Below are 13,195 nucleotides of genomic sequence, written 5' to 3'. Positions count from 1 at the left end.
TTACTTTAATTGGTATTAGTCGGTAATTCCTGCTTTTAATAAAACCTGGCCTTAAAAGTGTAAGTGCTTACTTATCCCAGTCTCTTTTATAAACAACCAACAGCACAAACTACGCTTCTTTATGAGAACTGTTCTCAATATTTTGTTAAATTTTAGTCGTTATTACTAAAAGGCAACAAATATGGATATCTCCCGTCGTAAGTTTATTCAATCATCTCTCGCTATATCTGCACTCACTGTACTGCCCGCTTGCTCAATGAAACGGTCGGTTGATGAACAAGGAAAGTATGTTTATGACTTAACGGCAGAGCCTTCAACCGCTGAACTCGTGACGGGGTTTGAGACTGATATTCTAGGCTTTAATGGTCAGATTCCAGCACCAACGATTCGATGTCGACAAGGTGAAAAGGTAACGATCCGTTTTACCAACAAGCTATCAGAACCGACAACTATTCATTGGCATGGTTTAAGGATTCCTATCGAAATGGATGGGGTTCCCTTCTTGAGCCAACCACTGATCATGCCAGGTGAAACATTCATTTATGAATTTACGCCACCAGATGCTGGCACGTTTTGGTATCACCCACATATGAACAGCGTTAAGCAGCTTGGTATGGGCTTGGTTGGTCTAATTATCGTAGACGAGAGCATTCCAGTGCAGTTTGATGAAGAGCACGCACTGATGCTTAAACATTGGCATATAGATAAGAAAGGCCAATGGAAAGATCTAATGATCCCACGACTCAGTGCTCGTATGGGTACGCCAGGAGAGTGGAGTAGCGTTAATGGAATACATGAGCCTGTCTATCAGTTAAAACAACATGCAACGACTAGGCTACGTATCGCTAATGTCGATAATACGATCACTTATCCTATTGCTGTCGAAGGGGCTGAGGCATGGGTGATTGCCATTGATGGTAACCCTGTAAAAACGCCTTATAAACTGACTCAACATAAAATTGGCCCAGGGATGCGAGTGGATATTGGATTGGTAGCACCCAAAGCAGGTGGGCGAGTGAGCGTCCTTCAAATGAAAGGACGCTTTCCTTTCTCTTTGTGTGAGTTCGAGGTTGTAAATTCAATCCTTGTTGAGAATCGCTCTCTACCTTCTTTACCTCTCAATCCTGTGCCCAACTTAGATTTGGCTAATGCAGAAGAAATCGACTTTTTATTTGAATGGGAAGGGGCGGTTTCTCCAGTATCCAAAGATGGAAAATCTATACCTAAGTTTTGGCTAACTAATAAACGAGCATGGGAGGGGATGAGCAAAGATAATATCCCTGAACCGTTGGCGACTTTAGAATTGGGTAAAACCTATATATTCGATCTTAAGAACGTCACTCAATATCATCATCCGATCCATATTCACGGACATACCTTTACAGTACTCGAACTTGATGGGAAGAAAGTTGCAGAACCTTTCCATACCGATACTGTGTTACTTGGAAAGAATGGTCGAGCGAAAGCCGCATTTGTTGCCGACAACCCTGGGCGCTGGATGTACCACTGTCATGTTATCGAACACATGAAAACGGGTTTGATGGGATATATTGAAGTTAAGTGACACCTGTAACGTTTAATATTTGAGCGTGCATTCTTAGTTTCTACCCTCGCTTTTATCGGCGTTAAAGCTAGAATATAGGGATTATTGTTTGGGAGGATTCATGGGTCAGTTATCTATTTTAGGTTTTATCGCCATCGGTGGCGCGTTTGGTGCTTGTTCACGTTACTTGATTTCAGAGTTATGCGTTGTGATGTTAGGGCGTGGTTTTCCTTACGGTACGCTGACTGTTAACGTGATTGGCTCTTTGATTATGGGGTTGCTCATCGCCGCGTTTGAAAATGAGATGGTTGCGACGGAGCCGTGGAGACAAATTATCGGTCTTGGTTTCCTTGGAGCCCTGACGACATTTTCTACGTTTTCGATGGATAACGTGCTTCTTATGCAGCAGGGCGCGTTCTTCAAGATGGGACTCAATGTACTGCTCAATGTGGTTCTTAGTATTTCAGCCGCATGGATCGGCTTCCAACTTTTGATAAAGTCATAAAACTTTCTTACGATTTGTTAACAACTCGGCTTGGTTTATCCAAGCCGTTTTTATATACTCGATCGTACTTGTCGGAGTGCCATATGGCTGAGACCGTTAACTCGGGATCCGTTGAACCTGATCAGGCTAATACCTGCGAAGGGAACAAGAGTAGATATCTAACTAGAATCCTTCTAGAGATCTATCTCCAGATCACAACTGCATTTTCTTGCTGTGATCCCTCTTGTAGCATCTTATCCGTCAAGCATTTTTATCCCTATAAATAATGGCTAAAAGCCAAGGAAAAATGCTATGTCGAGTCGTAAACAAGCAAGACTGGAAGCGAAGAATTTCATTGATTCTTTATCCGTACAACCTTATCCAAATTCAAAAAAAGCTTATATCCAAGGATCTCGCGAGGACATTCAAGTCCCTGTACGAGAACTATCACTAGCAGATAGCCTTGTTGGTGGTACCAAAAAAGAGCCTGTATTCGAACCTAATGCACCAATTCATGTATACGACACTTCTGGTGTTTATACTGACCCTACGCACGAAATTGACCTTTACAGTGGCCTTCCTAAGTTACGAGAGCAATGGATTGAAGAGCGTGGTGATACAGAACTATTAGACGATGTAAGTTCTGTTTATACCAAAGAGCGTTTAGAAGATGAAACTCTAGACGACCTTCGTTACGGTAATCTGCCTAGAATTCGTCGCGCGACTGGCGATCAATGTGTTACTCAGTTGCACTATGCTCGTCAGGGAATTATCACTCCTGAGATGGAGTACATTGCGATACGTGAGAACATGGGACGTCAGAAATTTGCTGATGAGCAGCTAAACCACCAACACCCTGGCCATAATTTTGGCGCAAACCTGCCGAAAGAAATCACCCCTGAGTTCGTGCGTAAAGAAGTCGCTGAAGGCCGAGCTATCATTCCGTCGAACATTAACCATCCTGAATCCGAGCCGATGATTATTGGACGAAACTTCTTAGTGAAAGTGAACGCCAATATCGGTAACTCTTCAGTAAGTTCTTCGATTGAAGAAGAAGTTGAGAAGCTAGTATGGTCAACTCGTTGGGGTGGAGATACCGTGATGGACCTTTCTACTGGCCGTAATATCCACGAGACTCGTGAATGGATCCTACGTAATAGCCCAGTGCCGATTGGTACGGTTCCTATGTATCAGGCGCTTGAGAAAGTGAATGGCGTAGCCGAAGACCTTAACTGGGAAGTGATGCGCGATACTTTGATTGAACAAGCGGAGCAGGGCGTTGATTACTTCACTATCCATGCTGGTTTGCTTCTTCGTTATGTTCCTATGACGGCTAAGCGTGTGACAGGTATTGTTTCTCGTGGTGGCTCTATTATCGCGAAATGGTGTCTTGCACATCACCAAGAAAGCTTCCTATACACACACTTCCGCGAGATCTGTGAGATCTGTGCGAAGTACGATGTGGCTTTGTCACTAGGTGACGGCCTACGTCCTGGCTCTATTGCAGATGCCAATGATGAGGCTCAGTTCTCGGAGTTACGTACTCTAGGTGAGTTAACTAAAGTGGCTTGGGAATACGATGTTCAGGTGATCATTGAAGGTCCTGGACATGTACCTATGCATCTTATTAAAGAGAACATGGATGAGCAGTTAGAGCACTGCCATGAAGCGCCTTTCTATACGTTAGGCCCGCTGACCACTGATATTGCACCGGGTTATGACCACATTACCTCTGGTATTGGCGCGGCGATGATTGGTTGGTACGGCTGTGCGATGCTTTGTTATGTAACACCTAAAGAGCATTTGGGCTTACCAAATAAAGAAGATGTGAAGACTGGCTTGATTACTTACAAGCTGGCAGCACATGCAGCAGACTTGGCAAAAGGGCATCCGGGCGCACAAATCCGAGATAATGCATTATCTAAAGCTCGTTTTGAATTCCGTTGGGAAGACCAATTTAATCTAGCTTTAGATCCAGAAACAGCCCGTTCTTTCCACGATGAAACCCTGCCACAAGAATCGGGCAAGGTTGCTCACTTCTGCTCTATGTGTGGACCTAAATTCTGTTCAATGAAGATCTCTCAAGAAGTTCGAGAGTACGCGAAAGACACTGAACAAGTGGCTGCTGATCAGGCTATCGAGATTAAGATGCTTGATAATCCGTTGGAAGGGATGCGTCAGAAATCACAAGAGTTCCGTGATACTGGCTCTGAACTTTATCACCCAGCAGTAGGCGCAAAAGAAGCTCAATTAGAGGAATAATGACAGTGAAGATTCTTATCCCATCTCAAAATATTGAGCTAACGGGAGAGGTGCAAAGCTGTCTATTGGTTGCTAAGCGACAAGGCTTGGCAACCGATGCAGTTGAGTTGGGTGTAAGCCCAACTCAATGCTTCTCTATCGTTGATGCTCAGCAAGCGTTATCTATTGGTTTTGCTCATGATGTTGATTCATTGGCGGAGTGTCGCTCAAGTGAGCTTGATCATATCGTTTATTACAGTCATTCAGTGGCGCTAGCTGGTGTCCGCGATGCCTTGGCACAAACTCCGAATACCATCTATATCGGTGTCTTAGATGACTCAGCTGCATTGGATATCTGGTCACAGCTAGATTCTAATCGTGCTATCAAGAGTGAAACTCCAGCTCATCAGGAGTTAGATAGTCGTGGCCACTTTGCTTGGTTACTTACTTTGTTGGCGTTGGAATTCCCATTAGAAGATGCACTGGTTTTAGCTCGCGCAGCATCTAGTGTTTCACGTGGAACATGGCCAGCAAACTATCAAAACTTTCCTATTCCCGTTCTCGAAGATGAGCGACTGGATATTAGTGTTGGTTGGGCGCACCAAGGAACATCACTGTCGTTCCCGGAATTGAGTAAGAGTAGCCTAGGACTATACCCAGTGGTTGATGATGTTGAGTGGATCGAAAGGCTGCTCAAGCTTGGAATTAACACAGTTCAACTGCGTATTAAGAACCCACAGCAAGCAGATTTAGAACAACAAATCGCGCGATCTATCGAACTCGGTAGAGAGCACAACGCTCAGGTTTTTATCAATGACTATTGGCAATTGGCACTTAAGCATGATGCTTTTGGTGTTCATTTGGGGCAAGAGGACATCGAAGAATCCAACCTATCTCAACTGAGCCAAGCTGGTATTAAGATCGGTCTATCGACTCATGGTTATTACGAGTTGCTACGCATTGTGCAAATCAACCCAAGCTATATTGCGCTGGGGCATATATTCCCAACCACCACTAAGCAGATGCCATCGAAGCCTCAAGGACTTGTGCGTTTATCTCTCTATCAGCAGCTGATTGATACTATCCCATACACAGAAGAACTCACCGGTTATCCGACAGTTGCGATTGGTGGAATTGACCAGTCGACGGCCGCACAGGTGTGGAGTTGTGGGGTATCGAGCCTTGCTGTTGTACGTGCGATTACGTTAGCCGAAGACCCAAAACAAGTGATTGAGTTCTTCGAAGCATTAATGGCTGACCGTTCTTCAGGTGCTGCTAAAGAGGTAACTCAGGAGCTAAGTCATGCTGAATGATTTCGAATTCATTCGTTATCAACGACAACTCGCACTTCCTGAAGTGGGTGAGCAAGGGCAACGCAATCTATTAGATAGCCATGTATTGGTCATCGGTTGTGGTGGCTTAGGCAATGCTGCGGCTCTCTATCTTGCGGCTTCCGGTATCGGGAAAATCGTATTAGTTGATGATGATTGTGTGGATTCGTCTAACCTTCAACGACAAGTTGCGTTCAAGGAAAGCCAGTTAGGTTCGCCTAAGGTCGAAGCTCTGAAGCAAAAACTGACTGAGCTTAATGGTCGAAGCCAAGTGAGAACCATCAATAGGCGAATGACTCAGAGCCAGCTTGAGCTTGAGGTGATGCTCGCTGATTTGGTGTTGGATTGTACTGACAACTTTGAGTCACGTCAGCAGGTTAACCAAGCATGTTTTGGTAGCAAGACACCTTTGGTTTCTGGTTCTGCGATCGGATGGAAAGGTCAGTTTATTGTCTTTGATTATCAGATGCAGAAAGGGTGCTATCACTGTTTGTTCCCGTTCAGTCATCATCCACAAACGACACGTTGTAGCGATAGCGGCATCATCGGCCCAGTTGTTGGCACCATAGGCAACCTCCAAGCACTGGCAGTGATTCAACGTATTAGCACTGGCGAGTTCCAGGTTGCAACACATCAGCTCAAACTGTTTGATGGTCAGACGATGAACTGGCAAAACTTAAGTGTCACTCAAGATAGTGAATGCCCCGTTTGCTGCACATCTACAGTTAACTATTTAGAAGAAGAAACCCAATGAGCAACATAACGATCTCTATCAATGAGCAACCAGAACAGGTTGCACAATCGTCGTCTCTAGCGGATATCATCCAAGCGCTTTCACTACCCGATCTGGGTTGTGTCTTTGCTATCAATAATGCGGTTGTCCCGCGTAGTCAGTGGCAACAAAGGGTCGTCAATGAAGGCGATGCTATTTCTCTTTTCCAAGCTATTGCAGGAGGCTAACTATGTTAACTATCGCAGATAAAACATTTCAATCACGACTCTTTACTGGAACGGGCAAGTTCGCGAATAAACATTTAATGGCGAGTGCTATCGAAGCTTCCGGTTCTCAACTGGCAACCATGGCGTTGAAGAGAGTTGATATTCGCTCTGAGCAAGATGATATTTTACAGCCCATCATTGATGCTGGCGTGAACTTGTTACCAAATACCTCCGGGGCGAAGAACGCGAAGGATGCCATCTTTGCTGCGCATTTGGCTCGCGAAGCGCTAGGCACAAACTGGCTCAAACTGGAAATTCACCCTGATCCAAAGTACTTGATGCCAGACCCAATTGAGACATTAAAAGCGGCTGAGCAACTGGTTAAAGATGGCTTTGTTGTGTTGCCTTACTGTCATGCTGACCCAGTGTTGTGTAAACGATTGGAAGAGGTGGGTTGTGCTGCGGTTATGCCGCTAGGTGCGCCGATTGGGTCGAACAAAGGTATCGCTTCGGCAGACTTCTTAGAGATCATTATCGACCAAGCGAACGTCCCTGTGATTGTTGACGCTGGTATTGGTGCGCCATCTCATGCTACTCGTGCAATGGAAATGGGCGCGGATGCCGTGTTAGTTAATACTGCAATTGCGGCTTCTCAACAACCCGTTGATATGGCGATTGCTTTTAAACTGGCAGTTGAAGCTGGCCGTATGGCTTACCTTTCTGGTCTTGCTGGACAGGTGTCTCATGCGGTTGCTTCTAGTCCGCTAACTTCATTCCTAGACGAGTAGTGTCCTTATGACGTTTGTTGATCGATTTAAACAGCTCAACTGGGATGACATTGGTATGTCCATCTTCAGTAAAACGGCAGCGGATGTTGAGCGCGCTCTGAGTAAACCTAAACGCGACTTGGAAGACTTTAAGGCTCTTATCTCTCCGGCAGCAGAACCTTACTTAGAGCAGATGGCGCAACAATCGTTGGCACTCACACGCAAGCGATTCGGCAATACAATGTCGTTGTATATTCCATTGTACCTCTCAAACTTATGTGCGAATGCGTGCACGTATTGTGGTTTCTCAATGGAGAACCGCATTAAGCGTCGCACACTTACTTTAGATGAAATCGATGCTGAAAGTGCCGCTATCAAAAAGATGAAGTTTGATAGTGTATTGTTGGTGACTGGTGAACATGAAACCAAGGTCGGGATGAAGTACTTCCGTGAAGTGCTACCGAATATTAAGGCACAATTTAACTATCTTGCGATGGAAGTGCAGCCGCTTGATCAAGATGACTACGCAGAGCTTAAAACTCTCGGCTTAGATGCGGTGATGGTTTACCAAGAAACGTATAGCCCAAGTACCTACGCGGAACACCACTTGCGTGGCAATAAAATGGATTTTGAATACCGGCTCGAAACGCCCGATCGTTTGGCAAAAGCGGGTATTGATAAGATAGGTATTGGCGCTTTGATTGGCTTGGAAGATTGGCGTACCGACTGTTTCTTCGTGGCCGCTCACTTAGACTATCTTGAGCGTACTTATTGGCAAACACGTTACTCGATTTCATTCCCACGTCTTCGTCCGTGTGAGGGTGGTTTGCAGCCTAAATCGATTATGAGTGATAAACAGTTGGTTCAACTTATCTGTGCGTATCGTTTATTAAACCCTGAGGTTGAATTGTCTCTCTCGACTCGTGAGTCTGCAGCTTTCCGTGACAATGTGTTGCCATTGGGAATCACCAGTATGTCGGCTGCGTCTAAAACCCAGCCAGGTGGTTATGCTTCTGATGAAGAAGAACTCGAGCAATTTGAAATAAGTGATGAGCGAAGTGCTGCCGATGTTGAGTCAATGATTCGTCAACGTGGTTTTGATCCTGTGTGGAGAGACTGGCACAGTGCTTACTCTGGTTAGCGAACACGCAGATTTATGTTCCACGTGAAACATCGACGAAGTTAAATCGACAAATAAAAACGGCTACCCTAAGGTGGCCGTTTTTCATTTCATTAAGTTTGAATTAGCTAAGCATTAAGCATGAGCAAGTGGAGTGGTTGATTGGCGTAACCATTCCAATGTATCACCTTCAACTAATGGGCTAACATCGTTCCATACTTTCTGGTGGTAATCATTAAGCCATGCAAGTTCAGGTCGTGTCAGTAAATCGACGTTGATGTTGCGCTTATCGATAGGGCAACGTGTTAGCGACTCAAACGTTAGTACTGAGAAGTCACCTTGAGTTGGCAGCTCAACCACCAGTTCTAGGTTTTCGATACGGATACCAAATTCATCTGCACGGTAGTAACCCGGCTCGTTTGATAACACCATGCCTTCAACAAGAGGTACATCGATTAGCTTCTTAGAGATGCTTTGCGGACCTTCATGAACACTTAGGAAATGACCAACACCGTGACCAGTACCGTGGTCGTAGTCGAAGCCTTCTGCCCATAAGTGTTGGCGAGCTAGAATATCAAGTTGGAAACCACGAGTACCCTGTGGGAAACGTGCACGCGCGATACCGATGTGACCTTTAAGCGCTAACGTGAACTGCTGGATCATTTCGTCGCTTGGCTGGCCAATCGCGATAGTTCGAGTGATGTCGGTTGTACCATCTAGGTACTGACCGCCTGAATCGACTAGGTAAAGAGTATTCATCTCTAACTGACCTGGTTCAGGTTGGTTCTCGTGGTTGTAGTGACACATTGCTGCGTTGCCGCCTGCTGCTGAAATCGTGTCAAAACTTAGGTCCATCAGCGTTGGGTCTTGTTCGCGGAATGATTGAACTTTGTCTGCTAGCACAGCTTCATTGTGCAGATTACCTTGCGTGACTTCTGAATCAATCCAAGATAGGAACTTCGCCATCGCAACACCATCACGAATGTGACACGCTTTCATGCCGGCAATTTCAGTTTCATTCTTTGCTGCTTTTGGCATTAGGCATGGGTCTGCTGCTTCAATGATATGAGCACCAGAGTTTTGTAGAACCAGCGTGTACCAAGCGTTACTGGTACCTGAATCGACAGATACATTTTTGCCTTCCAAAGATTGAAGGCGTGCTTCAAGCTCTGATGGGTGAGATACGCGAATACCATTGCCAACGTGTGCTTCAAAGCCCGTAGGAATACGAGCTGGGTCTAGGAAGAAGTCGACGCTTTCATCGGCGTGGATGATCGCATTGGATAACACAACAGGTAGGCGAGATACGTCCAAGCCGCGAATGTTAAGCAACCAACAGATCGAATCGAGTTCCGTAAGGATAGCGGCATCAGCACCTTTGGCTTTTAGTAAGCCAGCAATCTCCGCACGTTTGCTTTCACTTGATTGGCCTACTGCGTCTGTTGCCATTAAGCGAACATCAGATACCACCGGCTCAGGACGATCAGACCAAAGCTCATCAATTGGATTCGAAGATAGTGTTGTTAGTTCAACTTTCTCTGCCAGTTTAGCTTGAGCGCCTTTCAACCAAGCAGCAGTGTGCATGCGTGGGTCGAATGCAACCTTGCTGCCTTGTGCTAGAGAACTGGTGATCCAATCTAAAGCCGGCTCTTCAATAAGGTGGCGATACTCAAATAACTCTGCTGGTACCTGCTTACGAACCTGAACCGTGTAGCGACCATCAACAAAAATAGCAGCGTTCTCACGAGTGATAACTGCCGCACCAGCAGAGCCAGTGAAACCTGTTAACCAGTGAAGTCGCTCGTTATGAGCAGGAACGTATTCACCTAGATATTCGTCTTCATGTGGAATGATAACGGCATCTAGGTTGTTTGTTTCAAGCCAAGCTCGAACCGCAGCAACGCGTTCAGCAGTGATATTGTGCATCTGTGTTTATCCTTATTGTTAGGGTCCTTGTTAACACTCACAGTCGATATACATGCGAGGGGACTTATTAGGTCAATAAGCTAGCGCTTTTGTTCGTTTGCTGCAAACGCTGTACGCCATTTTTATCTAAGGTGCAGAGTTTTTTCTTTGATGATATCTCGTAGCCAAGTTAACGCTGGGTCATTTTCTCTGTCACGGTGCCAAAACAGAGTGTATGCCATCGGTGGGAATTCCATCGGTAAAGGGACAACCACTAAGTCGAGTTGCTTGGCGACGAGGTAAGTAAAGTGGCTTGGTGCAGTAAACACAAAGTCGGTGTAGGTACATAGGCTTGCGGCGCTATTGAAGTCTGGAACAGAAATAGCGATATCACGTTGGTGACCAAGGTCGGCAAGCTTATAGTCGAGCAGCCAACGATCGTTACCATCACATCTTACTTGTACATGACGCTGTGCAAGGTAGGTTTCCAGATCCCATTTGCCATTCAGAGCGGGGTGGTTGCGTCTTAGCACACACATCTGCGCGTCACGGTAGATCTCTTGCTCGCAAATATCATCTGGCGGCAGCATAGTTAAACGTGCGTCGTTGATGTCGATGTCTTTACCTGTGAGTCCGATATCGAGCTCACCGAGCTGCAGCTTCTTAAAGGTTTGCTCCGTCCAAGCGTGGGTGTTGATATTCACCTTAGGGGCTTGTCGAAATATCGCTGGTAAAAAGTGGGGAAGAATAAGTGGGTAAACGCTCTCAACAGCCGCAATGTGAAAACTGTGGTCACTGTTGTTGGGAATGAAGGTCTCTGGTTGGGTGAGCACATCAAGTTGGTTGATCAGCGTTTCTAATCGAGGTTTGAGAAAGACCGCCTTTGGTGTTGGTCGCAGACCATGAGCACTTCGCGTGAAAAGGGGATCATTAAATTGCTCACGAAGTTTGGCCAATGACTTACTAACCGCTGACTGGCTTAGGCACAATCGGTGGGCGGTGCGAGTCACACTTAGCTCTTCCATCAGCACCTGCAAGCAAACTAATAGATTGAGGTCGAGGCGCGATAGTTTCTCAATATTCATATGAGTTTCCTATTTGGAATAATGCTAATGAGTATATGCCATTTTTGTTCATATCTTTAGTTGGTTATTATGCACCTAAATTAACTCATTCGGAGAATCTTGTGCCTTCTAACGCGCTTCCAACCCCTAGTAAACTGCAGGTTGCTTTATTGGCAATGTTGGTTTTATTTAGCCCTCTGGCTATTGATATCTACCTACCAGCTCTGCCACAAATTTCGACAGCGTTTCACGTGGAACATGCACTAGCACAAGATACGATTACCTGGTTTTTATTCGCCATGGGTGTCGGGCAATTATTTGCTGGCCCTTTGGCTGATAAGCTAGGACGTCGAACCGTTGCATTGGGAGGTGTTAGTATCTATGCATTGAGTGCTTGCTTGGCGTGGGCAGCTCAATCGATTGATATGATGCTAATGGCTCGGCTGCTACAAGGCTTAGGAGCTTGTGCGACTTCTGTAGCAGCCTTTGCAACGGTTCGCGATCTATTTGGCCCAGAGAAGAGTGGCCGTATGATCAGCTACCTTAATGGTGCAATCTGTTTTATTCCTGCTTTGGCACCCATTCTTGGCGCTTGGTTAACACATCAATTTGGTTGGCGCTCGAACTTTAGCTTTATGGCAGGCTTTGCTGTCGTTGTTGGCACTATCTTATTCTTCCAAATGAAAGAGTCTAACCCTGCGACAGAAAAGGTTGCGGTATTCAAGCTTGAGCGATACTGGTCAGTATTGAAAACACCATCATTCCTTTTCCACGCAACCTTGTGTCTGATGGCGATGGCGGTTATCCTCGCTTATGTAACCTCTGCACCAGTTGTGTTGATGGAAAACCTAGGCCTGACCATGAAAGAGTTTACTTTCTGGTTTGGTGTTAATGCGGCCATCAACATTGCAGCTGCGTTTACTGCACCTAAATTTATGGACCGTTTTGGTACCTATAAAGCACTGGTGGTTGGTATCTCGACGCTGGGCTTAGCGGGTGTGATTATGTTGGTGCTTGCTGAGCACGCTACTCCAATCGCGTTCATGCTACCGATCTTCTTATCGTCAGTTGGCTTTGCTTGGATTCTTGGTGCTGCGGCAGGTAAAGCTCTAGAACCTTTCGGTGACCGTGCGGGTACAGCTGCTGCGCTGCTTGGCTTGTTCCAAATGAGCGGTTCAGGGCTTCTTGTGGGTACCATGCAACGTCTTGATTTAACGTCGCAAGTGATGATTGCTCTGCAAATGTTCCTGATTGTTCCTGCGTTATTAGTGCTTGCGAGCAAAGCGGGTAAGTCTTGGCACACGACGTTTGCTAAGGCATAAGTTACAAGGGTGACAAAATATACAAATGGCGGTTTTCGAAACGTTAAAACATGGTATATTTGTCACTCATTGAAACGTTAGTCCCCAACGGAAAATACTGTAATGTCATTAACAACCTACGAAATGGCGCGCGTCTTAGAACAAATGGAAGATGCACCTGAAAAGGTCATGTTTGGTAAACTGCTTAAAGAGCTAGGCAACCAAAGTGAAGAGCGTATTCGCAGTGCGGCAAAACAAGTTCCAATCGATACTTTGCGAGATATCATTTACCAATTTCAGCGTGTGGTAGAGTCTCGTAAGGGTGAGCAGGTTCAGCTATTGGCAAAAGAACTTGCAGAGCAAGGCATCTCTGCTGAAGAGCTACAAGCTTTTCTAAATAAGTAAGCTTATCCCAGTTAAAAAAAACCACTCAATTGAGTGGTTTCTTGCGTTTGGGCTGTAGCATTTAGCTTTAGCAGTTCAAAAGAGGTGAAAACTTA

The 13,195-nt window shown here is 45.6% G+C and carries 12 protein-coding genes and 1 riboswitch; of the genes, 10 read left to right on the top strand and 2 right to left on the bottom strand.

Annotated features, from left to right (window positions below):
• Positions 1-181 precede the first annotated feature (181 nt).
• The 8 genes from AB4154_RS21590 to thiH all read left to right on the top strand — a co-directional run bounded on the left by AB4154_RS21590 (position 182) and on the right by thiH (position 8,446).
• Entirely contained in the window at positions 182-1,564 is a 1,383-nt protein-coding gene (locus tag AB4154_RS21590) for a multicopper oxidase family protein (RefSeq protein WP_372124074.1), read from the top strand.
• Positions 1,565-1,664: 100 nt separating this feature from the next.
• A complete protein-coding gene (gene crcB, locus AB4154_RS21585; RefSeq protein WP_004736665.1) occupies positions 1,665-2,048 on the top strand; it encodes a fluoride efflux transporter CrcB in 384 nt (127 codons plus the stop codon).
• A gap of 62 nt (positions 2,049-2,110) precedes the next feature.
• Positions 2,111-2,209: riboswitch (TPP riboswitch) on the top strand.
• Between the two features lie 130 nt (positions 2,210-2,339).
• Positions 2,340-4,289: a phosphomethylpyrimidine synthase ThiC gene (gene thiC / locus AB4154_RS21580; protein WP_372124072.1), complete on the top strand. Its 1,950-nt coding sequence runs from the start codon at positions 2,340-2,342 to the stop codon at positions 4,287-4,289.
• Positions 4,289-5,581, top strand: a complete 1,293-nt coding sequence (locus tag AB4154_RS21575) for a thiamine phosphate synthase (RefSeq protein WP_017061314.1) — start codon at positions 4,289-4,291, stop codon at positions 5,579-5,581. The genes thiC and AB4154_RS21575 overlap by 1 nt, the downstream gene beginning before the upstream one ends.
• The gene (locus AB4154_RS21570) at positions 5,571-6,353 is read left to right on the top strand and encodes a ThiF family adenylyltransferase (RefSeq protein WP_372124070.1); all 783 of its coding nucleotides are present in this window, start codon (positions 5,571-5,573) and stop codon (positions 6,351-6,353) included. Before AB4154_RS21575 ends, AB4154_RS21570 begins: the two co-directional genes overlap by 11 nt.
• Positions 6,350-6,559, top strand: coding sequence for a sulfur carrier protein ThiS (gene thiS, locus AB4154_RS21565; RefSeq protein WP_017061316.1), 210 nt, complete (start codon positions 6,350-6,352; stop codon positions 6,557-6,559). Before AB4154_RS21570 ends, thiS begins: the two co-directional genes overlap by 4 nt.
• Positions 6,560-6,561: 2 nt before the next feature.
• Complete coding sequence (locus AB4154_RS21560; protein WP_017072448.1) at positions 6,562-7,326, top strand: thiazole synthase; 765 nt, start codon at positions 6,562-6,564, stop codon at positions 7,324-7,326.
• 7 nt (positions 7,327-7,333) lie between these two features.
• Complete coding sequence (thiH, locus tag AB4154_RS21555) at positions 7,334-8,446, top strand: 2-iminoacetate synthase ThiH (RefSeq protein ID WP_017061318.1); 1,113 nt, start codon at positions 7,334-7,336, stop codon at positions 8,444-8,446.
• Positions 8,447-8,560: 114 nt separating this feature from the next.
• Here the strand turns inward: thiH and AB4154_RS21550 are convergent, their stop codons facing one another.
• On the bottom strand, positions 8,561-10,351 hold the full coding sequence (locus AB4154_RS21550; RefSeq protein ID WP_136973481.1) for an aminopeptidase P family protein: 1,791 nt from the start codon (positions 10,349-10,351) through the stop codon (positions 8,561-8,563).
• A 122-nt stretch (positions 10,352-10,473) separates the two neighbouring features.
• Complete coding sequence (locus AB4154_RS21545) at positions 10,474-11,415, bottom strand: LysR substrate-binding domain-containing protein (RefSeq protein WP_017061320.1); 942 nt, start codon at positions 11,413-11,415, stop codon at positions 10,474-10,476.
• Between the two features lie 101 nt (positions 11,416-11,516).
• On the opposite strand from AB4154_RS21545, the gene AB4154_RS21540 reads away from it, so the two are divergent.
• On the top strand, positions 11,517-12,716 hold the full coding sequence (locus AB4154_RS21540; protein WP_029235524.1) for a multidrug effflux MFS transporter: 1,200 nt from the start codon (positions 11,517-11,519) through the stop codon (positions 12,714-12,716).
• 102 nt (positions 12,717-12,818) lie between these two features.
• A complete protein-coding gene (locus tag AB4154_RS21535) occupies positions 12,819-13,100 on the top strand; it encodes a hypothetical protein (protein ID WP_009848181.1) in 282 nt (93 codons plus the stop codon).
• Positions 13,101-13,195: the final 95 nt, after the last annotated feature.

The sequence above is a fragment of the Vibrio sp. 10N.286.51.B11 genome, assembly GCF_041469245.1.
Taxonomy (GTDB): Bacteria; Pseudomonadota; Gammaproteobacteria; order Enterobacterales; family Vibrionaceae; genus Vibrio; species Vibrio crassostreae_C.
This window is presented reverse-complemented; position numbering and strand designations above follow the sequence as displayed.